This window comes from Streptosporangium sp. NPDC002607 (genome assembly GCF_053592655.1).
Map to the genome: position 1 here is coordinate 39,408 of NZ_JBSFWD010000044.1, position 22,570 is coordinate 61,977.

Here is a 22,570-nt window from a genome sequence, read left to right on the forward strand (position 1 = left end):
GTGACACGACCCTTGCCGGGAAAACCGGTCGCGGCGATACCCGGTCGATCTTCGGAGCCGGCACCGGCCATCGAGAGGAATCAGGCATGACAGATCATATGAAGGTGGGTATCCACACCGACCAGGCTCCGCCCCCGCGAGGCGCCTACTCCCAGGCGGTCGTCGTCGGAGATCTCGTCCACACCGCGGGCTTCGGGCCGGTCGACCCGGTGACCCGGACGATCGTCGGTGACGACGTCGCCGAGCAGACCCGCCAGACGCTGCGCAACGTCGCGGCCGCGCTGCAGGCCGCGGGCTCGGACCTGCAGGACGTCGTCAAGGTGACCGCGCACCTGGCCGACATCGACAACGACTGGGACGGCTTCGACACGGCCTACCGCGAGTTCTTCGACGAACCGCGCCCGGCCCGCACGACCGCCGGATCCAGCCTCGGCGGAATCCTCGTGGAGATCGACGTCGTCGCGGTCAAGGGCAGCCGCCGACGGTCCTGATCCTCACGACGCGCGCGCCGAGCCGGCCTCGGGGCCATCGGCGCGCGCGGTGAGGAGGGCCAGGCGGACACGCTCGACTCGGTCCAGCGTGTCCGGCCAGGTCCGCGACCGCTCGAAGACTCCGCACACCACCTCGGCCTCGTCCGTCGGACACCCGGCCCATGGATCGCGGGTCACGGCCCGCCGGTCACCGCCGCCGTCGTGGGACAGACGGCCGTCGGGCGCTCGCCTCCGCCGGCGAGTCGTCCCCGGGTCCATCGTCCAGGCCGGGGCCGTCATGCCGAAGGACGCCGCGACCTGAGGGGAGACTCCCCAGCTCGGGTACGGCGCCCGAAAGCACCTGATCTGGACCGGACCTCCGGCCGACAGCGGGGACGTCCTGACCGTGCGCCTCGTCGACCAGTGCCGTATCAGGCAACGTTCGCCCGGTGACCAAGCGTTTTCGCTGACCTTCAAGTGAGGTACAAGTACGTTCTGCGATCTTTGGCCACCGATGCCGAGATCGCAGGAGATTTTCCATGGGGGTTCGCAACTTCTTCCCGGCCGGCCGGATGCGCAGGTGGACGACGCCGTTCCCGCCGTACGCGTCCGGACCGGGAAGGGGCCTGGAGCTCGCGCGGCTCGATCCGCGGGCCATCAGGGACACGGAGGAGATCTCGCCGGGAGAGAGGACGCACTTGAAGGCCACACCGGATCTGGAGACCCAGGTGGAGCCGTCGCGGCCCCCGCGGATCGCCCATGTGGCGTACTCGGGTGCCTTCGGCAAGGACGAGGAGAAGGCGACCTTCGTCTCGCCGATGAGCGGGAAAGCCGGGATGTCCGACGAGACCACCGCGACGGACGCCTGGCAGTGCCTCAGGAGCCGCGCACCCGCCCGGCCGAAGACGGCGGCCATCGCCGTCTTCACCGCGGGCGCCACGATCGCCCTGGTCACCCTGGTCGCGTTCGGCACCGTGCTGGACCAGGTCTGGCTGATACCCCCGCTCGTCGCCAGCGCCGCCCTGGTCTTCGGCGCGCCGACCCTGCCGCTGGCGCAGCCGCGCAGCGTGATCGGCGGTCAGCTGCTGGCGGCGCTCACCGGATTCGCCGTACTGGCCGTCGCCGGCTCTTCCGTCTGGGCCGCCGCCGTCGCCGGCGGCCTGGCCCTCGGGGTCACGGCCCTGACTCGTACGCCGCACTCGCCCGCCGCCGCCACCGCGACGGTCGTGGTCGCCCAGCAGCAGCCCCTGGTGCCGTTCCTGCCGATACTCGTCGCCGCGACCGTCGTCCTGGTGCTCGTCGGCATGCTCATCGGACGCAGCGGAGTGACACCGCGCTACCCCACCTACTGGTGGTGACGACCACCGGCTCTGCCGTTTCGCCCAGGAGGCCACGGTGACCGGTCGCCATGCCCTGTGCTCGTATTCACTCCGCCGGGACGCGACAGACAGCAGCAGCACGGCAGGCACCTTTCCGACGGCCGCACCCGGGAGGGACGTTCTGGTTCGGGGTCGCGTTCCGCAGGCCGAAAACTGTCGGTGCCGGACGAGATGATGGGATCATGACCGACGCACTCCCCAGCACTCTTCTCGCTGATCAGACTGCCTACGCCGAAGCCGTTCAGCTCGCTCTGGACGCCGCCGCGGCCTATTACGGAGACGGCACGTCCGCGCTGGACGACGACGCCTACGATCGGCTGGTCCGGGGCATCCAGGCCTATGAGGCCGAGCATCCCGATGAGGTGCTGCCGGCCTCGCCGACGGGCAAGGTGGCCGGTGGCGCGGTGGTCGGCGATGTGCCGCACACGGTGCCGATGCTGAGCCTGGACAACGTCTTCGGTGCCGAGCAGCTGGTCGACTGGGCCGCGTCGCTGGAGCGCAGGCTGGGCCGGCCGGTCACGGCGTGGAGTGTGGAGCCGAAGCTCGACGGGCTGGCGATCACCGCGCGTTACCGAGGCGGGCGGCTGGCGCAGCTGGTCACCCGGGGGGACGGCACGGCGGGTGAGGACGTGAGCCATGCGATCGGCACCATCGTGGGGTTGCCCGCCAGGCTGGCCGAGCCGGTCACGGTGGAGCTGCGCGGTGAGGTGATGATGACCACCTCGCAGTTCGAGCAGGCGTGCGCCAAGCGCCGCGCACACGACGGCACCACGTTCGCCAACCCGCGCAGCGCCGCCGCCGGCACGCTGCGTGCCCAGGACCGGCCGTACGTGTGTGAGCTGACGTTCTTCGGCTACGGCGCGCTGCCACACCCCGACGACGCCTCCGAGCCGGCCGTGCGGCTGCGCGGGCTGCCGCACAGCGAGGTCATGGCCTGGGTCGCCGGACAGGGCGTGCAGACTCCCGCCGTCACCGACGTCGGCGGGATCGTCGCCGCCACCCTGGAACAGGTTCAGGAGCGGGTCGAGCAGATCGCCGTCAAACGAGCGGATTTGGCGTTCGGTATCGACGGCATCGTGATCAAGTGCGATCTCGCCGCGGACCAGGTACAGGCCGGCTTCAGCTCGCGCGCGCCCCGGTGGGCGATCGCCTACAAGCTGCCCGCCACCGAAAAGATCACCAAGCTGATCGGTGTCGAGTGGAACACCGGCCGCACCGGCGTCATCGCTCCGCGCGCCGTGCTGGAGCCGGTCGAGCTCGACGGCAGCGTCGTCACCTACGCCACGCTGCACAACGTCGCCGACATCACCCGCCGCGGCCTGATGCTCGGCGACAGCGTGGTCGTCTACAAGGCCGGAGACGTGATCCCCCGGGTCGAGGCCCCGGTCGTGCACCTGCGCACCGGAGCCGAACAGCCGATCGCGATCCCGCAGGTCTGCCCGTCCTGCGGCGACGCGATCGATGCCTCCCAGGAGCGGTGGCGGTGTGTACGCGGGCGTGCCTGCCGGGCGATCGCCTCCATCGGCTACGCCGCCGGCCGCGACCAGCTCGACATCGAGGGCCTGGCCGAGAACCGCATCCAGCAGCTACTGGACGCCGGGCTGATCGCCGACTTCGCCGACCTGTTCTATCTGACCCGCGAGCAGGTGCTGGGCCTGGAGCGGATGGGCGCCACCAGCACCGACAACCTGCTGGCCGCCATCGAGCGCGCCAAGGCCCAACCGCTCAGCAGGGTGTTCTGCGCGCTGGGCGTGCGCGGCACCGGCCGTTCCATGAGCCGCCGCATCGCCCGGCACTTCGGCAGCATGGACGCCGTCCGCGCGGCCGACGCCGAGGCGATCCAGGCGGTGGAGGGCATCGGTGAGGAGAAGTCACCGGTGGTGGTGGCCGAGCTGGTCGAGCTCGCCGGCCTCATCGACAAGCTGGTCAAGGCCGGGGTCACCATGACCGAGCCGGGCTGGAGGCCACCCGCCGACCCCGGCGCCGACCCCGAGGCGAGCGGCACGTCCGAGCTGCCGCTGGCCGGGATGTCCGTGGTGGTCACCGGTGCGATGAGCGGGGCGCTGGAGGCGCTGACCCGCAACCAGATGAACGAGCTGATCGAACGCGCCGGAGGCAGATCCTCCTCCGGCGTCTCGAAGAAGACCAGCCTGCTGGTGGCCGGGGAGAAAGCGGGCTCCAAGCGCGCCAAGGCCGAGAGCCTGAACGTGCGGATCGTCGGCCCCGAGGAGTTCGCCGACCTCGTCGGCGAATTCCTCTGATCGGGACCGGAGCCATAGAAGCGGGGACCGGAGAGCAGATCAGCGGCCATAACCGTCAACCACAGGTCGGTCAGCTCACTCACGGGAGGCGTCTGCTCACCGTGATGACATGTGGACTGCCTGCCACGCCGGGGGCCGCCGTTCTCATGTCACGGAGCCACGCCCACTAGCTGGGGAAACTCGTACACCACCTCCGTGGACGCAACCCCACCGGCGCGGCAGTGACGGCCAGCCTACTTGCCTTACGTGCCTTAACGACCTTCAAGCTGCTGACCAGCTAGTTCGCTTGACAACCCCAGATAACGATCGTTTACAGGGAGTGCGGTAAGCGGCGAGGTAGAAGGCGAGACTGGTGGCGGCCGCGCCGGCGCTGGCGCCGGCCATGGCCCTGAACGGTGATTGCCTACGACCTGGCCGGGACCGGCCCTGCCCCGGCCGCCCGGCCGGATGATCTCACGCTACTGAGCTCGGTGACCTCGGGGGTGGGCGGCCGGAAGGTGCGCTTCCGGATTGGGCGGGCGCCTTTCACGAGGAGATAGCCCCGTGCAGGCGGCGGGCCTCCTGGAGGACGAGGCTCGACCCGGTGCGTGCCGCCAGCTCCGCCAGCCCCGGTATCTCGCCACGCGCCCCTGCCAGGGCCGCCGCCCAGGCGGCGACGCCCAGGAGCTCACCCAGCCCGTTCCGCGTCCTTTCGCCCGCCTCCGTCGGCAGCAGGAGCCGGACGGTCACGGCGAGGGCCTGCCAGATCTCGGCGTGCGCCCCGGCCGCGACCAGGTCGGCCAGTGCCGCCGTGATCCGTTTGAGCGTGATGTGCTCGGCGCGGACCAGCATTGCGACGGCCCAGCCGAGGTCTGAGGCCGGGAGCTGCCCGCGTACCGCCAGGGTGATCAGAGCCTCAGCGGCGGCGGCGCGCTGGGCGGGCCGGGGGTGAGCCAGGCAGGCGGCGATGGTGATCGCGGTCGCCCTGCCCACTGGGCCGTCGCCGTGGGCCAGAGCCGCCACGGCGTCCACGCGGGAGCCGCTGCGGCTGGCTATCCAGGGCAGGCACTGCACCATGTACGCGGCCACGACCTCGCGATGGGACGGCATGATCGTCGGCCACCACGCCACCTCGTCGGGGTAGGCGGCGTATCCGTTGGCGGGCCGCACCGCGCACAGCTCGTGCAGCCAGGCAGGCAGGCCTTCGGGTGGCACGGCCCGGGTGTGCACCTCGTACGGGGAGGGGCGGGAGTGGTTGGCCCTCGGTGTCTGCCTCACCTCGCAGTGCACCACCGGATCGGGCAGTGCGCCGTCGCGCAGCCAGTCGGCGAGCCGCCGCCCCGCCTGCGTGAGTAGCTTCTCCGCCCGAACCAGCAAGGACTCGTCCACGTGCCGTGGCAGTCGCAACAGCGCCTGCTGGAAATCGGCTTCGAGCGGTTCGGTGTCGCCCAGCCGCTCCATGCGGTCGATCAGGGTCTCGGTGTCGAGATGCCCGGTGGCGGCGGTCGGGGTGGCCAGCAGCACGGGGATCGTCGCGCCGCGTTCGAACAGGGATATAACCTCGCGCAGGCGCTGCTGGACCAGACGCTGAGGCAGCAGGTTGAGGATGAAGTCATAGCTCGGGTCGGCGCGCTCGGCCAGCGCGGCGGTGAGCTCGCGGCTGACATTGGGCAAGGTCAGGGCCAGCACGCAGCGGTTCAGCAGGAAACGGGGATCGCGATCACTAGTGAAGTCCGCGTAGGCATAGACGTTGGCCTGCCCCCAGCGTTCGCGCCACGTCGGCTCCAGGACGGCCAGGACCCCGTCACGGTCACGGTGCGTCAGCTCGACCATGGCGGCAAGGACGCGCTCGTACTGGCCGGGATCGTCGGGCCAGCCCACCGTGTCGAGCTCGTCGGCCAGATCGGCCACCGCGGTGATGGGCGGCGCGAGGGCGGGCAGCGGCGGCGCGACGAGCACCGGGACGGCAACCGGTTGTGGCTCCACTACCGCCACAACCGCGCCGAAGACTGCGGCCACGCGATCGCGTAGTTCGGCGGGCAGGCGGCTCGCCGCCTCGCGGATAGCCTCCCGTGCGGCGTCATCCGTGTGCGGGGCCAACTTGACGGCCAGCCGCACCGCGCGTTCGCGAAGTGCCGGGGTGTCCACGTCGAACACGGTGGCCAGCGCGGCCGCCGCCCCACCACCCCTGGACGCGGGTGCCTTCGCGAGCCACTTCACTGCTGCCGCGACGTGCTTCTTCTCCGGCCGGAACACCAGCGCGCCGATCGCCTCGGCGAACAACTCATCCTCCAGCGCTCCGGCGGCCTCGGCCCGGTGCAGCTCGTCCAAGGCGAGCTGCACGAACGGTGAGGACCCGGACGGAAGAAGACGGACGAAATCGAGCACCGGGACGTCGGCCACCGTAGTTTCCAGGAGCCGCCACAATTTCACGAACGGGGCGATGTCCGCGGCCTCGCCGCCTGCCATGAACCGACTCGCGCACCCGGCGACCAGCGCCTGCCGCGAGAGCCGTCCTGTTTGGGCGAGGGCGGCCAGTTCGCCGGCGATGCTCTCGCCCGCGGTGAGCGCGGCGGCCACGCCCTGGGCGTGAAACAGGCGTGGGACCAAGTGGTCGAGCAACGGGTCGGCGGCCAGGACCGGGCGCCCGTGGCTCTCGCGCTGCCGCGCAGCCACCCGCCACGCCCAGCCCGCGGTGAACGGGTCGCTGTCGGGCGGCTCGACGCCGGTCTCGATCACCAGCGCGGCGGCCAGGCCCCAATCAGGCAGGCCCTGCAGCCGCGACCAGGTCGGACCCGCCGGCGGGCGCAGCCGCTGCACCAGTCGCATGGCGAGGTCTCGCCGCCACGCCTCGGGACGGCACCGCAATACGGACATGATGGTCGCGGCGTCGCGCTCGTGGTCACGCGTCCCGCGCAGTTCTCGGCGGTTCAACCAGACCGCCACCTGGGCGGCCCCGCCCATGCAAGCCGCGCCGGCGAGCCGATAACCGGAGGTCAGCTTCTGCACGCGTAATTGGTTGACGACGCCATCGGCGAACCGCTCGACCAGGTGATCGGGCAGCCGGGCGGCCACCTCGCGCCGGTCCGCGTCGCTGAGGCCGTTCAGGACCTCCGCCAAGCACTCGTCGTTCTCCGCCTCGATGCAGGCAAGGACTTCGTTCCACGGGTTCATGCCGCCATCACCTCGAGACTGAAAGAGCGCGGGGTGAGCGGCGCGGCGGCGTGGGCGAGGGGATGCGCCCGCAGGCAAACGATCATGTCCGGGACCTTACTGGTGCGCACCGACAATCATGATCTCCCCCCGCCAACGATGCCCTGAAGCACGGCCTCGGGGAACAAGGGAACAGCCAGTAGCCTGGTCAAGGGCCCTTCCGATTCGACGCTTGACCCGGTTTATTACGGGTCAGAAAGCCCCTGGCACGACGGGCGCGCCGCCGCTGGGCGGCGCGGCGGTCGGCGACGCGCAGCACCGGCGCGAGCTCCTCCCCGGTGACCCCGGCCTGGCGGGCCGCATCGATCAGGTCGGGCTCGGCGTCGGTCGGTCAGTCCCGCAGTGCCGCCAGCAGAGTGAGCCCGGCCAGCGCCTCATCGCCGGTCAGGGTGTGGTTGTCCTGAGCCGGTCCGGCGAACTGCAGCAGCGAGGCCAACTGTTTGGTGTAGATGGGCTCGCTGCCGGCGAGCTCCACCCGCGGGGTCGTCGTTGAGGAACCGCCGGGCGTCGTCGCGCTCGATTCGGGCTCCGGCTTGTCGAACGCCACCATTCAGCAGCGGATCGTGCCGGTGAGGCTGTTCTACGACCACCTCATGGAGGAGGGCTGTGGGACTCCAACCCGGTCGGCCGAGGACGCTTCACACCGGGCCGGCGCGGCGGCGGGTCTCGGGGCGGGCATCAGCGTGGTCTGGTGCCCAGGGTGACGAAGCTGCCCTGGATTCCCACTGAGCAGCAGTGGAGGAAGGTCCTGTCGGTCGCAGCGCAGGAACCGATCCGTAACCGCGTCATGCTCGCCTTGGCCTACGACGCCGCGTTGCGGCGCGAAGAGCTGTGCTTGCTGCGCACCGACGACCTCGACCCCGCGCACCGCACTTTGCGGATCAGGGCGGAGACCACGAAGAACCGGCTGGAACGTGTGGTGCCGTACTCGGCGGCGACCGGTGTGCTGTTGTCGAGATATCTGGCGCACCGGGCGCGGATCAGCAGGGCGCGCGGGCCGTTGTTCCTGTCGGAATCGCGGCGCAATCACGCCCAGCCGTTGAGTTTGTGGACCTGGTCGAAGGTCGTACGCCGGATCGTGCCGGCCGCCGAGGTTCCGCGGTTCTCCACCCACACCACCAGGCATCTGTGCCTGACCGACCTGGCCCGGATGGGCTGGGAGTTGCACGCGATCGCGACGCTCGCCGGGCATCGCCATATCGACTCCACACTGCAGTACATCCACCTGTCCGGCCGAGACCTGGCCGACAAGCTGCGCTGCGGCATGAAGCACATCCATGCGTGGCGCATCGCGATGCTCACCGGCATCGACACCCCCGCGGCGGCCGCGACGACGGGCACATCGCGGTGACCGTCGCGCTGCCCGGGGCCGCCGAGGCTCCCGCGCCCCGCCGGTGCTCACCCCTTGCTGGTCACCGCTTCGACACGACGGTTGAGGTTCGCTCTGTCGAGATACAGGGCATCGCCGAACTCGGTGTCCGTAACCTGCGGCGGCTGCAGTATCACAACCGGTCCGCGCCCGGCTGGACGGCGATCGGACGGCTGCTGCGTCCGCTGGAGATCCTCAATGCCGGGCTGGACGGCCCGGTTACGCAACATCGGCGACGCGCCATGCTGGATGTCGTCGCGCTGTTGCTTCTGTGCTGCGCCGAGGAGGGCCGGACCTTCTGGGGCTGGACCAAGGACGAATGGGTCCACCTGCTCGGCCGTGACCAGACCGGCTTTCATCGCAACGCGCCCGCTTGGGCCGGTGACGAGGTCCGCCCCTACCTGGCGGCGCACGCCTACCTGTTGGGCTCGTTCACCGGCTTCGATCGCCTTGGCAGCTTCCAACGCCTCACCCTGGCCCGGCAGATCTTCGGGCGCGCTCGGTTGAGTAACGAGATCGCCCAGGTTCGAACCGTCCTGGACGAGTGGGGTTACCGGCTCGGCCGCGACGACGACACGCTGCTGCCGATGGTGGCCTGTCGGCTGTTCCTGCTCAACCGCAGCCCTCACGTTGACGAGCTGACCACTGAGCTGTTCGATCGCGTCCGGCGCGAGCGCCTGCTGCCGGGCACACAGATGAACACCTTGCACGCCCTGCAACGGGCGGTGAGCGCGCTGGGGTACCGGATGGCTTGCGCCAAGTGTGACTTCTACCCCCCGAAGGACTCCTCCAAGGCCCTGCTGCTGGAGGCCAAGGACAACCTGCAGCGCATGCTCGCCGCCGTCCCGCTCACCGACGACGAACGGGCCGCCGTCGACGACGGCCAGGCTGCCTTGGACCGGCTGCTCGGCCAACTCGCCGACGTGCCCACCCCTGCCGGGCCCACACCCTGACAAATCAGCACCCCGGCCCAGGCGATCCTGCTGCCGGTCGTCGAGATCAACCGGAGGCCGACCTAATCAGGCTGCGCGCCACAGCCCAGCCGGTGCCGCACGAAATCCGGATGGGCCTCGCCGACATCGATGCTGTTCTCATCAAGACCGTTGCCGATGTGGAAACGGCCCGCATCGAAGACGAACTCCACAGCGATGGTGCCGCCCGCCACGTCATGACGCGACGATGGATGCCACTCGAGCAGAGCGACCTCGCGGAGTTCCTGGCCGACGAACGACTCGAGCCGCTCGTCGGTGCTGGACCACGCCGGCGTGAGCTCGTCGCATTCCCAGCCGCTGATCGCGGCCGTCGTGTCGATGGTGTTCCAGCTGATCGACAGCTCATCGAACTTCCAATGGCTCATCTCTACCTGGACACCGTCGAAGTTCAAGACGACGGGGCACTCGGCATACCATTCCCCGTCCTCGACGAAACGCACGAGCGCGAACCCAGTCAGACGCTGGCCACCAAGCGCGGCCAGGCTCGGTCCGTGTTCCTCGCGGACGGCTTCGAGTCCGACGAGAAAGGTCGGCTCGAAGCCGGAGATCCCCATCACGATTGCCGATTGTCCAGGTTGTTCACGGAGTCGGCCAGCCGATATCTGCGGCAGGAAGGCTTCCAGAGGGCAGGCTTCGCCCGGGACGGGGTGGGGGTACTACACAATGAACCTCTACGGTCGCTTCTGTGACGATCATGTTCTTGGTCGAACGAGATCATCACGAAGCGGCCGTAGTCCTGTCCGCTCCGTTACGGGATCGCGATCACCCTCTCGCCGATGTCACGGTCCGTGATCCGATCACAGACTTCGCGCCGGAGCCACACGCACCTGGCCGTTGACAGCATTGCACACCGTCCCGTCGAGCCTGGTGGGGGCGATGTGCAGCCGCTCGCAAGCGAACCTCCAGGTCAAAGCCCCGGCCGAGTTTTCGGGCGTCACAGGCGGCATATGAACTGGTGCTGCTGGCTCGGAGTCGATTCCGTGCACCTGCGTCGAACGGAGATCGCTATTGAAAGGCGCTCCACCCGACGTCATGAGATCAATCATTAGTAAAGTTTCCTATTGACAGGGCGCCATACGGGCATGTTACATGCGTCTTAATTTAAGAAGTGAACGAGCCAGAAGGGCCCCCCATGCGCCTGCAACGCGCCCGATTAGTGCTCGCTCTGACAGCCGGGTTCGCGCTCGTCGCGACCACCCTCACCCTCACCCCCGCCTCCGCCGCCGTCGGCCAGATCACCGGGTACGGCGGCAAGTGCGTGGACGTGGCCGGCGCCAACCCGGCCAACGGCACCCAGATCCAGCTCTACACCTGCAACGGCAGCAACGCCCAGCAGTGGACCACCGGCACCGACGGCACCATCCGGGCCCTCGGCAAGTGCGTGGACGTGGCCGCCGCCAGCACCGCCAACGGAACCCGGGTGCAGCTCTATGACTGCAACGGCACCACCGCCCAGGTCTGGACCGCCCAGGCCGACGGCACCCTGCGCGCGCTCGGCAAGTGCCTGGACGCCACCGGGCCCAGCTCCGCCGACGGCACCCCGCTCCAGATCTGGGACTGCTCCGCCGGCGCCAACCAGCGCTGGACCCTCCCGACCCCGCCGCCGACCGGATCCAACCCCGACCTCGGGCCGAACGTGAGCATCTTCGACCCGACGATGTCCGCCTCGACCATCCAGTCCCGGCTGAACACCGTCTTCAACCAGCAGCAGAGCAACCAGTTCGGCGGCAACCGCTTCGCGTTGCTGTTCAAGCCCGGTACGTACAACGTGGACGTGAACGTCGGCTTCTACACGCAGGTCCTCGGGCTCGGGTTGCTGCCCGACCAGGTCACCGTCAACGGGCCCGTCCACGCCGAGGCCGACTGGTTCCAGGGCAACGCCACCCAGAACTTCTGGCGTGGGGTCGAGAACCTGTCCGTCACCCCGCCCGGCGGCAACGACCGGTGGGCGGTGTCGCAGGCGGCGCCGTACCGGCGGATGCACCTGCGCGGGAACCTCCAGCTGGACGACGGCGGCTGGTCCAGCGGCGGGCTCTTGGCCGACACCCGGATCGACGGGCAGGTCCGCTCGGGCACGCAGCAGCAGTGGCTGACCCGCAACACCGAGATGGGCAGCTGGACGGGCTCCAATTGGAACATGGTCTTCGTCGGGGCCACCAACGCCCCCGCCGGGAACTTCCCCAACCCGCCGTACACGCGGGTGGCCACCACCCCGGTGGTCCGGGAGAAGCCCTTCCTGTACATCGACCAGGCCGGGAACTACCAGGTCTTCGTCCCGGCCCTCCGGGCCAACTCGACCGGCACCTCCTGGTCGGGCGGGAACCCCTCGGGGACCTCGCTCCCGCTCAGCCAGTTCTTCATCGTCAAACCCGGGCACACCGCGGCCAACATCAACGCCGCGCTGGCCGCCGGGCAGGACCTCCTGGTCACCCCGGGCGTCTACCACCTCAACGACACGATCCGGGTCACCCGGGCCAACACCGTCGTGCTCGGGCTCGGCCTGGCCAGCTTCATCCCCGACAACGGCGTCACCGCGATGACCGTCGCCGACGTGGACGGGGTGAAGATCGCCGGGATCCTCTTCGACGCGGGCACGGTCAACTCGCCGATACTCCTCCAGGTCGGCCCGGCCGGGTCCACCGCCGGGCACGCAGCCAACCCGACCTCCCTCCACGACGTGTACCTCCGCGTCGGCGGCGCGGCGGTCGGCAAGGCCAGCCAGAGCCTGGTCGTCAACAGCAACAACGTGATCGGCGACCACCTCTGGATCTGGCGCGGCGACCACGGCTCCGGCATCGGCTGGAACAGCAACACCGCAGCCAACGGGCTGACCGTGAACGGCAACGACGTCACCATGTACGGGCTGTTCGTCGAGCACTACCAGCAGTACCAGACGGTCTGGAACGGCAACGGCGGGCGGACGTACTTCTACCAGAACGAGATGCCCTACGACCCGCCCAACCAGGCCGCATGGATGAACGGCAGCACCCAGGGCTACGCGGCCTACAAGGTCGCTCCCTCCGTCACCACCCACGAGGCGTGGGGTCTGGGCAGCTACTGCTACTTCAACGTCAACCCCGGCGTGGTCGCCGCCCGCGCCTTCGAAGCGCCCAACACTCCGGGCGTACGGTTCCACAACATGGTCACCGTCTCGCTCGGCGGCGTGGGGACCATCCGCAACATCATCAACACCACCGGCGGCCCCTCCAACTCGACGACCAACGTCGCGAACCTGGTCAACTACCCCTGACCAGCGCTTAACCACCCTGCCCGCCGCCCGAGCAATCCTCGGGCGGCGTGCTCACGCGACGCCTTCACTGTCGAAGGCTAGAGTCGCGGCGACCAATCGTCGGCTTCCAGGAATTGCTTGACGCGGCTGATGAATCCCGCCGCGTAGGCGCCGTCGAAGGCGCGATGGTCGAACGACAGCGAGAGGCTGCCGACCGGGTAAATCGTGATCACCTCTCCCGCCCCAGGGACTTCCAGCACCACCGGCGCTTCCTGATGCCATCGGTGGAAAGAATGGCCACCTGCGGCTGGTTGATGATGGGGGCGCTGATCAAGGTGCCGAACGGTCCGGGGTTGGTGATCGTGAAGGTGCCGCCGTGGCGGGCGCTGATCGGCCGGGAGCTCCACCCGGCCCAGCAATCCTGCACATGACCACATCCAACCTGCCGTACGGGGAGCCGTCAGGCTCCAGGCGTCGACTCGTGATCAGGGCTCACCGCCCGTTCGAGCTCCGATTCGGTCGAACGAGGGGACTCCGAGAAACACCTTCGATGACCTGCGCTCCTGGCGGGCATCGAGCTGAGCGATCTTCTCTGCTGCCCCAGCGAGGCTGATCCGTAGCCCTTCGATCTCGTCGAGCCGGCCTTCGCGTTCGGCCTCGGCGATGCGGGCGATCAGGTTGTCGCGGATGTCGGCAAGTCGTGTCCGCTGGGCCGGGTCCGGTCGAAGGAGTGAGCATCTGACACAAGCTTCTCTGAACCAGACCATCGCTCTGGCTTGCCGGAGTCGCCTTGGACCGCTGCTTCGCGTTCGGCTCTTGCTGCCGTGAGTGAGGCTCTTGACCCTCACGTGGCGTCAGGCTGCATAGTCGGTGGCGTGGAGGATCACTGGACCGTGGGACACGTGGCCGAGCTGGCCGGCGTGAGCGTCCGCACGCTGCATCACTATGACGAGATCAGGCTCGTTCAGCCGTCGGCGCGGACCGCGGCCGGGTACCGGGCCTATTCGGCGGGCGACGTGGAGCGGCTGAGGGAGGTGCTGGCCTATCGGCGGTTGGGCTTCGGGCTGCGGGAGGTTGCGGAACTGGTCGGCGACCCGTCCACCGACGCGGTCGCGCACCTGCGCCGACTGCGCGTCCTGCTGCTGGAGCGGCGTGATCGCGCTGACGCCATGGTGGCGGCCATCGACAGGGAACTTGAGGCACGGGCGAAGGGACTTAAGGTGGCACCGGAGGAGCAACTGGAGATGCTCGGTGCACGGCTGTACAACGCGATCGGCGGCGCTTACACCGCGACACGACGTACCGAGCCGCGGATCGCCGCGCAGATCTGGGACGCGCTCGGGGACGCGCAGACGGTGCTGAACGTCGGGGCCGGCACCGGCTCCTACGAGCCTGCTGATCGCGACGTGACCGCGGTGGAGCCATCGGCGGTCATGCGGGGGCAGCGGCCTGCCGGCTCGGCGCCGTGCGTGGCCGCCGCCGCGGAGAGCCTGCCGTTCGAGGACCAGTCCTTCCACGTCGCGATGGCCGTCTCCACCGTTCACCACTGGGGGGACCCGATAGCGGGGCTGCGCGAGATGCGGCGCGTGGCCCGCCGCGTGGTGGTGCTCACGTTCGACACCGACGAGCCCGGATGGCAGGACCGGTTCTGGCTTACCCGCGACTACCTGCCCGAGTTCGCCGCCGTCCTCGCGGAATTTCCCTCGCTTGCTGGGATGGCCGACGCGATCGGCGCCCGCGCTGAGCCGGTGCCTATCCCGTGGGACTGCGCTGATGGCCTGTTCGAGGCGTACTGGCGCCGACCGGGGGCGTATCTGGAGGATCACGTGCGCCGTGCGATGTCGGTGTGGGCGAGGGTCGGGCCGGAGGCCGAGCAGCAGGCGGTGCGAAGCCTCAGCGACGACCTCGAGTCCGGCCGGTGGGCCGAGCGCAACAGCGACATCGCCGACCTCGACGCGGCAGATCTCGGCCTCCGCCTGCTCATAACTTGAACCGCGTCGCAGCGTCAGCGCCATGGCGGCTCCTGGACGGCCCGCCGGTCATGTGCGGCGCAGGGCATCAATGCGATTCGGCCCTTGAGCAGCAACCGACCGGCCAGTGACGTTAGCGAGCCGTCGGGGCTGGGGTTATCGCCACTGCCGGTTCGGATGCGGGTGGTCGCGGCCCTGATGTGGCAGGGGAACGAGAAGTGACGCTGGGGAACTTGGGCGGGCCACATCGTGGAAGTTGCTGATCCGGCAACAGGATTTAGGCGACTGGCCAGGTCAGCGGGATGATCGGTGGTAGCGCCCGCGGAGCAAAAGGGGACGCGGAGCGGGGGACAAGAGCACTGCCGCTGGCAGAAGCGGGCACGCCATCTGGAGGAGACCCATGTCGCAGCACGTCGCAGAGATCACGCATCGTTCGGTGTCCGTGTCGGGCGGCCGGATTCATGCCGCGGAGCAGGGGAGCGGACCGCTGGTGCTGCTCGTCCACGGCTTCCCCGAGTCCTGGTACTCCTGGCGCCGTCAGCTCCCGGCGCTGGCGCAGGCCGGTTACCGGGCGGTCGCGCTCGACGTCCGCGGCTACGGCCGATCCTCCAAGCCGGCCGCGGAGGACAGCTACCGGATGCTCGCTCTGGTGGAGGACAACGTCGCGCTGGTGCGCGCCCTGGGCGAGGAGTCCGCAGTGATCATCGGCCACGACTGGGGCTCGAACATCGCGGCCACGTCCGCCCTGCTGCACCCCGAGGTCTTCCGCGCGGTGGGGCTGCTGAGTGTGCCCTACGCGCCGCCCGGTGGCCCCCGCCCCACCGACATCTTCGCTCAGATGGGCGGTGACCAGGAGTTCTACGTCTCCTATTTCCAGGAGCCGGGCCGCGCCGAGGCCGAGATGGAACCCGACGTGCGGGGCTGGCTCGCGGGCTTTTACGCGGCGCTGTCCGCCGAGACCATGCCCGGCCCCGATGCCCCCGACCCGCACTTCGTCAGCCCCGGCGCAACGCTGCGCGACCGGTTCCCCAGCGGCCGGCTGCCTTCCTGGCTCGCCGAGGACGACTTGGAGGTGTACGCCGGGGAGTTCGAACGCACCGGCATGACCGGCGCGCTCAACCGCTACCGCAACATGGACCGCGACTGGAAGGACCTCGCCGACTTCAACGGCGCCCCCATCAAGCAGCCCTCCCTGTTCATCGGCGGCAGCCTGGACGCCTCCACGACCTGGATGGCCGACGCGATCAACGCCTACCCGGCCACCCTTCCCGGGCTGGTCTCCTCCCACCTCCTGGACGGCTGCGGCCACTGGATCCAGCAGGAACGTCCCGAGGAGGTCAACCGGTTCCTGACCGAATGGCTCACGGCCCTGCCCGCCGCATAAAGGCCCCTCTGCCGCGCCCGCCCAGGCTCCCTGGCGCGACCTCTCGTTCGCTGCCATGTCAGGGCCGTCAGAGTTCAGCAGGGTGTTCTGCGCGCTGGGCGTGCGCGGCACCGGCCGTTCCATGAGCCGCCGCATCGCCGGGCACTTCGGCAGCATGGACGCCGTCCGCGCGGCCGACGCCGAGGCGATCCAGGCGGTGGAGGGCATCGGTGAGGAGAAGTCACCGGTGGTGGTGGCCGAGCTGGTCGAGCTCGCCGGCCTCATCGACAAGCTGGTCAAGGCCGGGGTCACCATGACCGAGCCGGGCTGGACGCCACCCGCCGACCCCGAGGCGAGCGGCACGTCCGAGCTGCCGCTGGCCGGGATGTCCGTCGTGGTCACCGGTGCGATGAGCGGGGCGCTGGAGGCGCTGACCCGCAACCAGATGAACGAGCTGATCGAACGCGCCGGAGGCAAACCCTCCTCCAGCGTCTCGAAGAAGACCAGCCTGCTGGTGGCCGGGGAGAAAACGGGCTCCAAACGGGCCAAGGCCGAGAGCCTGGGCGTGCGGATCGTCGGCCCGGAGGAGTTCGCCGACCTCATCGGCCCGTTCATCTGATCGACGAGCTCGGAGCAACTGCTTAGCATTCTCTTCGCAGAGGCCTACGCGGGAAGAGAGTCATCATCACGTACTCGTCGATCATGGGGAACGAGTCGGTCACTGTGAAGTCGCAATGATGGAGGCGGCATGATCTCGGTCTGGCGCACGATCTTCCTGGTCGGCTGCGTCCTGACCACGTTCGCCACGGGCATGTCGTGGGTGGCGTTGCCCCAGCGGGCGCCGGGCGCTTTTCCGATCTTCGTGATCGGTGCGGTCTTCACGATCGTCGGCGCGCTCAGGCAGCTCATCGCCAAGAAGGAAGGCGAGAACGATCACGGGCGCGACGTGGACTGAACCGGACGATGACGGCGGTGGCCGGCTCGGTGAGACCATTCGGAGTCCTGGGATGATCACCGTGATCGGTCCTGTCGGCCGATCCACTCCGCGATGCGGTGCAGCAGGATGGTGGCGATGGGAAGCGGGGTGGCCGACATTACGGTGGCGTGGAAGGCGTGGGGCATGCCGTCGTAGATGTCGAGACAGACGTTTCCTCCGGCGGCGGAGACGGCTTCGGCGAAGCGCCGCGCGTCGTCGAGCATCACCTCTTTCGAGCCCACCGCGAGCAGCAGCGGCGGCAGCCCGTCGAGCTCGCCGTGGAGGGGAGACTGAGGTGCTCGGTCCGGCTGTGCCCCGGCCAGATACTGGGTGCGGACATGGTCGAGTACGGCCCGGTTGACGAAGTCCTGGCCGTCGTTTGCGTCGATGGACGGGCTGGACAGGGTGAGGTCGGTCTGCGGGGAAATGGCCACCGCCGCCGCGGGGAGGGGATCGCCTGCCTGCTTGAGCACGAGCAGCGCCGACAGCAGCAACGTGCCCCCGGCGGACTCACCCGCCAGGATGATCCGTGAGGCGGGCACGTCCTGGTCCAGCAGGCTTCGATAGGCGGCCACCATGTCGTCGAGCGCGGCCGGATACGGGTGGGCGGGGGCGAGGCGGTAGTCCACCGCCAGGACGGGGCGGCCGGTCGCTCGGGACAAGCGATAAGCCATGACCTGTTCCAGGTGAGGGTTTTTGTATTCGAATCCGCCCCCGTGGACGTAGATCGTGACCCCCGCCTCGATCGCCGTCTGGCCTGCCGTCTGGCGGGGAGCGGTGACCCATTCACCGGGGATGCCGCCGGTGTGCGGCAGGGCGGGCGTGAGGTCGGCGTCGGTGGGCAGGACGGGGGGATGGGACTGCAGAGTCCTGAGCTCAGCCAGAGCCGCGGCGCTGTCGTCGGGCGTGGTGGGGATGTGTGTGACGTTCAAAATGTGATCCTTCCGCTGTGCGGGTGACGAGGTATGGGCCGCCATCTGCCCGGTGTTGAAGCTCGTTGATGGGACGGGCCTGGTGATGAGAGCGGTCACCAGACGGCGCACGGCACGTGCGGCCGGTCGGCCCGGGTGAAGGCACTGATGGCTATGACCCGGCGGGGGGCCCGCCGTCGACGGGGTTCAGGGCGATGACGGGAATGACCCGCCTCGTCCTGGCCTGGTAGTCGGCCCATCCGGGATCTGACTTCACCGCACGGGCGAAGAGGCGGTCCCGTTCCTCGCCTTCCAGGACGACCGCCTGCGCCTGGTAGGTGAAGACCCCGTCCTCCACGGTGACGCGCGGGTCGGCGAGGAGGTTGTGGTACCAGGCCGGATGGCTCGGCGCGCCCCCGGCGGAGGCGATGATCAGCTTGCGCGCGCCGTCCGGCAGGTAGCCGACCGGGGTGGTACGGCGCGCGCCGGTCCTGGCCCCGGTCGTCGTCAGAAGGAGTAACCGGCCTCCTTCGAAGGGGCCGCCGACCCGGCCGGCGTTGGCACGAAACTCTTCGATGATCCGCTGATTGAAGTCGTTGGGCATGCTCTGCCTACTCCAGGCGTGGGTGAAGCGCGAGGGTGCGCGGTGGAGATGAATGATGCGGTACGGGGGGTACGAAGCCGCCGCACGCCGACTCGGCCGCGGACGTGGAGCCTCGATGAGTACACGGGGCAGTGGGCCGCCGGCCGGTCACCGGCCCGTCGGATTCGAGAAGAGCTCACATGCGAAAGCGGTGCTCAGCACCACCGAATGCGGGAACGGCGCGCGGGCGCGATGCGGTTAGGCGCAGCCTGTGAAGTGAGAGGTCACGACATCATCCCTTGTTACGGCGCCTCCATGCCACCGCCGTCCTCCAGGTCGGCGACACGCGACGTGGATCATTACAAGCCCTCACGGTGAACGCTGTCAAGGCGTGGATTCGAGACCCGGGGTGGCATACTCGGCGGCATGCCGCGTCCCTTCCAGCAGGTCGACGTCTTCACCACCACTCCATACCGGGGTAATCCGGTCGCTGTCGTGCTCGACGCGAGAGGGCTGACCACCGAGGAGATGCTGGAGTTCGCGCGCTGGACGAACCTGTCGGAGACCACCTTCGTGCTGCCGCCGAGCACGCCCGGCGCGGACTACCGGGTGCGGATCTTCACGCCGGGCTCGGAGCTGCCCTTCGCCGGGCACCCGACGCTGGGCACCTGCCACGCCTGGCTGGCGGCGGGCGGGACGCCGGGCGGGGCCGACGTGATCGTCCAGGAGTGCGGGGCGGGGCTGGTGCCGGTGCGCCGGACCGGATACGGGCTGGCCTTCGCCGCGCCGCCGCTGCTCCGCTCGGGGCCGGTCGAGGAACCGGTGGTGGAGCGCGTCGCGCGGATGCTGGGCATCGGCCGCGCCGAGATCCTGGACGCCGAGTGGGCGGCCAACGGGCCCGGCTGGGTGGCCGTCCTGCTGGCGAGCGCGGACGAGGTGCTCGCGCTGCGGCCAGGGTTCGTGGATCTCGACGTGGGCGTGGTCGGCCCGTATCCCGAGGGGTCGCCGGAGGCGTTCGAGGTGCGGGCGTTCTTCCCCAAGGACGGCGCCACGGCCGAGGACCCGGTGACCGGGAGCCTGAACGCCTCGCTCGCGCAGTGGCTGCTCCGCACCGGCCGTGCCGAGGCACCGTATGTGGCGAGTCAGGGGACGGCCCTCGGGCGTGCCGGGCGCGCTCACGTCTCCCGGGACGCCGACGGGACGATCTGGGTCGGCGGCGGCACGATCACCTGCGTCACAGGCGAGGTCAAACTGTAGACGTGCCGTGCCTGATCGCCTGCGAAGGCGCCCGCCGTACGAGAACCACGGGGTCGCCGCGGGGGCGAGGGCCGTGCGCCGCCTGCCCGCCTCTCGGCGGCCGCTCAGCCGAGGTACTCCGCCACGATCCTGGTGTGCAGCGGGAACGCCAGTTCCCTCGGCTCGTCGATCAGCAGCCACTCCGTCGTCTCGGCCGTGGGCGTGACCGGTGGGAGGGCGGCCGAGCGGGTCCTCGGCCCCAGAGCGAAGATCAGCACGGTGCCGTCGGGGGCGCTGAGCACGTCGAGGAGGCGCACCTCGTCCGCGTCGACGACGATCCCCGTCTCCTCCCGGAGCTCCCGGACGGCCGCCTGCTGCCAGGACTCGCCCATGTCGACGAAGCCGCCGGGCAGGGCGAGCCCACCCCGGTGCGGTTCGATGTCACGGCGGATCACCAGCAGGCCGTCGTCGACCGGCAGCACCATCACCGCGACCGGCAGCGGGTTGAGGTAGGAGATGTTCCGGCAGCCGGCGCAGGTGCGCGGCCAGTCCTGGCCGGGGGCGAAGGCCGCACCGCAGAAGGAGCAGTGCGAGTTCCTGATCGTCACGATCGTGAGACTAGACCAGCACCCCGTACGGGGTCGATGGCCGGTAACGGTGACCAGACGCGGCAGAGGCCGTCGATGGCGGCGCGGAGGCGGCGATGGCACGGCGGGTTCGTGACCGGGGAGAGCCGGTGGTGCGCGGCTTACGCGCCCCAGGACCGCGCGGTCAGGGAACGCGTGTCCCTGGTGCTGTGACCGGGAACGTTCACCGGGGTGTGGTCTGCCGAAATCCGTTTTGTGCCGTATGGGAGAGGCCCTACTGTGGCGGGGTGGCGACTCGGATGATCATTATCAATGGTGGTTCCAGCTCGGGGAAGTCCGGGATCGTACGGTGCCTGCAGGCCGTTCTTCCAGATCCGTGGCTGGCGTTCGGCGTCGATTCGTTCGTTGACGCGATGCCCGCGAGGATGCAGGCGTCGGACGCGGGGATCGAGATCGCGGCGGACGGCGGGGTGAGCATCGGGGCGGACTTCCGGGCGCTGGAGGCAGCCTGGATGGAGGGTGTCGTGGCCATGGCCCGTGCCGGCGCCAGGGTTATCATCGATGACGTCTTTCTCGGCGGAGCCTCGTCCCAGCAGCGGTGGCAGAAGGCTCTGAGCGAGCTGGATGTGCTGTGGGTTGGTGTGAGGTGTGAGAGTACGGTCGCCGCAGGCCGCGAGGTCGCACGTGGAGATCGGGTCCAGGGTATGGCTGCGTCGCAAGCGGATGTGGTTCACGACGGTGTGATTTATGACCTGGAGGTGGACACGACGCATACCGAGTCCCTGGTGTGCGCGCGGACCATCGCCGCCTGTGTCAGCTGATCGACGGATCAACTCCCGGCCGCCCGGCGTTCAGCAACGGGCAGCTCAAGCCGCGGCGGTGCCGGGTGGCCGTCTCCACGCCGAAGTCCTTCTCGCCAGGCTTCAGCAGGCGGGGACGACCTCCCGCCCACTGAGGGTCCAGGCAGGCCGGCCGGATCTCGTTGAACCGGTGGATGACCTCACGGACGGTGAACCTATCCGGTCACAGCACTAGAGGGCGCGGGCGACGGCGATCGTCGACCGGCTCCGCTGGCCGGCCTCGTAGAACATGTACTCCACGCCGCCGTCGGTGCCGAAGGAGGGCGCGGCGCCGCGGCCGTTGTCGGGAGCCCCGACCAGTGGCCGGTGGAAGACGCCGAGATGGACCTCCCGGTCGAATGAGTTGCCCACCTCGGTGATGAACATGTTCCCGCTGTTGCCGTGGTAGACGACGTACGCCGTGCCGTTGCGCTTGACGAGGGTGGGCCCGGAGACGTCGCTCTGCCCGTCGGGGCCGGGCGAGACCAGCGGGGTCGGGTCGAACTGCCAGTTCTTACCGGTGGACGACCAGGCCCAGAAGATCTTTCGGGTGCCGTCGGTGACGCCCATGAAGATCATGACGTACTTGTTGCCGAGTCCGGGGACCGCGTGCTCGAAGACCCGCGCGTAGGACGTCTCCGTCGCCCCGGGGATGACCCCGGTGTGCAGCACCCTGCCGTGGTAGGTGAAGTGCACGCCGTCGGTGGACCAGGCCATCCGGGTGGTGGTGTTCTCGCCGTGGAAGTACAGGTAGAACTGCCGGTTGTCGGGGTTCCAGATGATGTGCGGTGAGGAGACGTGGCTGACCGAGTAGTGCGGTGACCAGTTGTTGGAGATGATCGGGTTGTTCGGAAACTCGGTGAACCGGCCGCCGAGCGAGTTGCCGTAGGCCAGGCAGATGCCGCCGGGCGCGTCGTGCGGGGCGTAGTAGAGGTAGTAGCGCGCCAGCGGGCTGGCGATCTTGTCGTACATGCCCCGGATACAGGGGAAGATCAGCTCGTTGGTCGGGTTGTAGCGCAGGCTCGCCTTGGCGAACGGCGTGCCGATGTACTGGTAGGTGGGGAAACCGACGGGTCCCGCCAGGGCGGCCGCGGACGTGTCCACGATCGACGCCGTGGCCGTCTGGGGCATGGCGAGGCCGAGGCCGCCGGCCACACCGGCGCCGACCGCCGTGCGCAGCAGTCCGCGCCGGTCCAGGAGAGGTTCGGTCATC

General features: G+C 69.4%; 24 protein-coding genes. 13 read left to right on the plus strand and 11 right to left on the minus strand.

Annotation, left to right across the window (positions count from 1 at the left end):
* Positions 1-86 precede the first annotated feature (86 nt).
* Complete coding sequence (locus ACWD3H_RS35995; protein WP_350926329.1) at positions 87-491, plus strand: RidA family protein; 405 nt, start codon at positions 87-89, stop codon at positions 489-491.
* A 3-nt stretch (positions 492-494) separates the two neighbouring features.
* Here the strand turns inward: ACWD3H_RS35995 and ACWD3H_RS36000 are convergent, their stop codons facing one another.
* On the minus strand, positions 495-668 hold the full coding sequence (locus tag ACWD3H_RS36000) for a hypothetical protein (RefSeq protein ID WP_451958187.1): 174 nt from the start codon (positions 666-668) through the stop codon (positions 495-497).
* Between the two features lie 341 nt (positions 669-1,009).
* Here ACWD3H_RS36000 and ACWD3H_RS36005 point away from each other — a divergent pair, with 341 nt between their 5' ends.
* The gene (locus ACWD3H_RS36005) at positions 1,010-1,828 is read left to right on the plus strand and encodes an HPP family protein (RefSeq protein ID WP_451958188.1); all 819 of its coding nucleotides are present in this window, start codon (positions 1,010-1,012) and stop codon (positions 1,826-1,828) included.
* A gap of 203 nt (positions 1,829-2,031) precedes the next feature.
* Positions 2,032-4,110 (plus strand): NAD-dependent DNA ligase LigA, encoded by a 2,079-nt coding sequence (gene ligA, locus ACWD3H_RS36010; protein ID WP_451958189.1) that lies wholly within the window; start codon positions 2,032-2,034, stop codon positions 4,108-4,110.
* 525 nt (positions 4,111-4,635) lie between these two features.
* Here the strand turns inward: ligA and ACWD3H_RS36015 are convergent.
* Together ACWD3H_RS36015 and ACWD3H_RS36020 are read right to left on the minus strand one after the other, a co-directional pair.
* Positions 4,636-7,263, minus strand: coding sequence for a DUF7825 domain-containing protein (locus ACWD3H_RS36015; RefSeq protein WP_451958190.1), 2,628 nt, complete (start codon positions 7,261-7,263; stop codon positions 4,636-4,638).
* Positions 7,264-7,633: 370 nt separating this feature from the next.
* Positions 7,634-7,852, minus strand: a complete 219-nt coding sequence (locus tag ACWD3H_RS36020) for a hypothetical protein (RefSeq protein WP_451958191.1) — start codon at positions 7,850-7,852, stop codon at positions 7,634-7,636.
* A gap of 141 nt (positions 7,853-7,993) precedes the next feature.
* Here ACWD3H_RS36020 and ACWD3H_RS36025 point away from each other — a divergent pair, with 141 nt between their 5' ends.
* Both ACWD3H_RS36025 and ACWD3H_RS36030 read left to right on the plus strand, forming a co-directional pair.
* The gene (locus ACWD3H_RS36025; protein WP_451958192.1) at positions 7,994-8,653 is read left to right on the plus strand and encodes a tyrosine-type recombinase/integrase; all 660 of its coding nucleotides are present in this window, start codon (positions 7,994-7,996) and stop codon (positions 8,651-8,653) included.
* Positions 8,584-9,624 (plus strand): hypothetical protein, encoded by a 1,041-nt coding sequence (locus ACWD3H_RS36030; RefSeq protein WP_451958193.1) that lies wholly within the window; start codon positions 8,584-8,586, stop codon positions 9,622-9,624. Before ACWD3H_RS36025 ends, ACWD3H_RS36030 begins: the two co-directional genes overlap by 70 nt.
* Positions 9,625-9,686: 62 nt before the next feature.
* Here the strand turns inward: ACWD3H_RS36030 and ACWD3H_RS36035 are convergent, their stop codons facing one another.
* On the minus strand, positions 9,687-10,220 hold the full coding sequence (locus ACWD3H_RS36035) for a hypothetical protein (protein ID WP_451958194.1): 534 nt from the start codon (positions 10,218-10,220) through the stop codon (positions 9,687-9,689).
* A 575-nt stretch (positions 10,221-10,795) separates the two neighbouring features.
* On the opposite strand from ACWD3H_RS36035, the gene ACWD3H_RS36040 reads away from it, so the two are divergent.
* Positions 10,796-12,913, plus strand: a complete 2,118-nt coding sequence (locus ACWD3H_RS36040; protein ID WP_451958195.1) for a ricin-type beta-trefoil lectin domain protein — start codon at positions 10,796-10,798, stop codon at positions 12,911-12,913.
* A 77-nt stretch (positions 12,914-12,990) separates the two neighbouring features.
* Here ACWD3H_RS36040 and ACWD3H_RS36045 read toward each other — a convergent pair whose 3' ends face one another.
* Positions 12,991-13,155, minus strand: coding sequence for a 2-oxo acid dehydrogenase subunit E2 (locus ACWD3H_RS36045; protein ID WP_451958196.1), 165 nt, complete (start codon positions 13,153-13,155; stop codon positions 12,991-12,993).
* Entirely contained in the window at positions 13,122-13,226 is a 105-nt protein-coding gene (locus ACWD3H_RS36050; RefSeq protein WP_355564734.1) for a hypothetical protein, read from the minus strand. Before ACWD3H_RS36050 ends, ACWD3H_RS36045 begins: the two co-directional genes overlap by 34 nt.
* Between ACWD3H_RS36050 and ACWD3H_RS36055 the strand changes: the two genes are divergently transcribed.
* Positions 13,177-13,323: a hypothetical protein gene (locus tag ACWD3H_RS36055; protein ID WP_451958217.1), complete on the plus strand. Its 147-nt coding sequence runs from the start codon at positions 13,177-13,179 to the stop codon at positions 13,321-13,323. The genes ACWD3H_RS36050 and ACWD3H_RS36055 overlap by 50 nt on opposite strands.
* Positions 13,324-13,377: 54 nt before the next feature.
* On the opposite strand, the gene ACWD3H_RS36060 is transcribed toward ACWD3H_RS36055, so the two are convergent.
* The gene (locus ACWD3H_RS36060; RefSeq protein ID WP_451958197.1) at positions 13,378-13,659 is read right to left on the minus strand and encodes a hypothetical protein; all 282 of its coding nucleotides are present in this window, start codon (positions 13,657-13,659) and stop codon (positions 13,378-13,380) included.
* A 108-nt stretch (positions 13,660-13,767) separates the two neighbouring features.
* Between ACWD3H_RS36060 and ACWD3H_RS36065 the strand changes: the two genes are divergently transcribed.
* The 4 genes from ACWD3H_RS36065 (at position 13,768) to ACWD3H_RS36080 (ending at position 17,180) form a co-directional block, all read left to right on the plus strand.
* A complete protein-coding gene (locus tag ACWD3H_RS36065) occupies positions 13,768-14,883 on the plus strand; it encodes a MerR family transcriptional regulator (protein ID WP_451958198.1) in 1,116 nt (371 codons plus the stop codon).
* 379 nt (positions 14,884-15,262) lie between these two features.
* Positions 15,263-16,246, plus strand: coding sequence for an alpha/beta fold hydrolase (locus ACWD3H_RS36070; protein ID WP_451958199.1), 984 nt, complete (start codon positions 15,263-15,265; stop codon positions 16,244-16,246).
* A 55-nt stretch (positions 16,247-16,301) separates the two neighbouring features.
* Positions 16,302-16,844, plus strand: a complete 543-nt coding sequence (locus ACWD3H_RS36075; protein WP_451958200.1) for a BRCT domain-containing protein — start codon at positions 16,302-16,304, stop codon at positions 16,842-16,844.
* Positions 16,845-16,973: 129 nt separating this feature from the next.
* Positions 16,974-17,180, plus strand: a complete 207-nt coding sequence (locus ACWD3H_RS36080) for a hypothetical protein (protein WP_451958201.1) — start codon at positions 16,974-16,976, stop codon at positions 17,178-17,180.
* A 56-nt stretch (positions 17,181-17,236) separates the two neighbouring features.
* On the opposite strand, the gene ACWD3H_RS36085 is transcribed toward ACWD3H_RS36080, so the two are convergent.
* Complete coding sequence (locus ACWD3H_RS36085; protein ID WP_451958202.1) at positions 17,237-18,133, minus strand: alpha/beta hydrolase; 897 nt, start codon at positions 18,131-18,133, stop codon at positions 17,237-17,239.
* Between the two features lie 151 nt (positions 18,134-18,284).
* The gene (locus tag ACWD3H_RS36090; RefSeq protein WP_451958203.1) at positions 18,285-18,716 is read right to left on the minus strand and encodes a nitroreductase family deazaflavin-dependent oxidoreductase; all 432 of its coding nucleotides are present in this window, start codon (positions 18,714-18,716) and stop codon (positions 18,285-18,287) included.
* A gap of 405 nt (positions 18,717-19,121) precedes the next feature.
* Between ACWD3H_RS36090 and ACWD3H_RS36095 the strand changes: the two genes are divergently transcribed.
* A complete protein-coding gene (locus tag ACWD3H_RS36095; protein ID WP_451958204.1) occupies positions 19,122-19,952 on the plus strand; it encodes a PhzF family phenazine biosynthesis protein in 831 nt (276 codons plus the stop codon).
* 104 nt (positions 19,953-20,056) lie between these two features.
* Here the strand turns inward: ACWD3H_RS36095 and ACWD3H_RS36100 are convergent, their stop codons facing one another.
* Positions 20,057-20,539 (minus strand): NUDIX domain-containing protein, encoded by a 483-nt coding sequence (locus ACWD3H_RS36100; RefSeq protein ID WP_451958205.1) that lies wholly within the window; start codon positions 20,537-20,539, stop codon positions 20,057-20,059.
* Between the two features lie 278 nt (positions 20,540-20,817).
* Here ACWD3H_RS36100 and cpt point away from each other — a divergent pair, with 278 nt between their 5' ends.
* Positions 20,818-21,339, plus strand: coding sequence for a chloramphenicol phosphotransferase CPT (gene cpt, locus ACWD3H_RS36105; RefSeq protein ID WP_451958206.1), 522 nt, complete (start codon positions 20,818-20,820; stop codon positions 21,337-21,339).
* Between the two features lie 210 nt (positions 21,340-21,549).
* Here the strand turns inward: cpt and ACWD3H_RS36110 are convergent, their stop codons facing one another.
* Positions 21,550-22,569 (minus strand): hypothetical protein, encoded by a 1,020-nt coding sequence (locus ACWD3H_RS36110; RefSeq protein ID WP_451958207.1) that lies wholly within the window; start codon positions 22,567-22,569, stop codon positions 21,550-21,552.
* Position 22,570 lies beyond the last annotated feature (1 nt).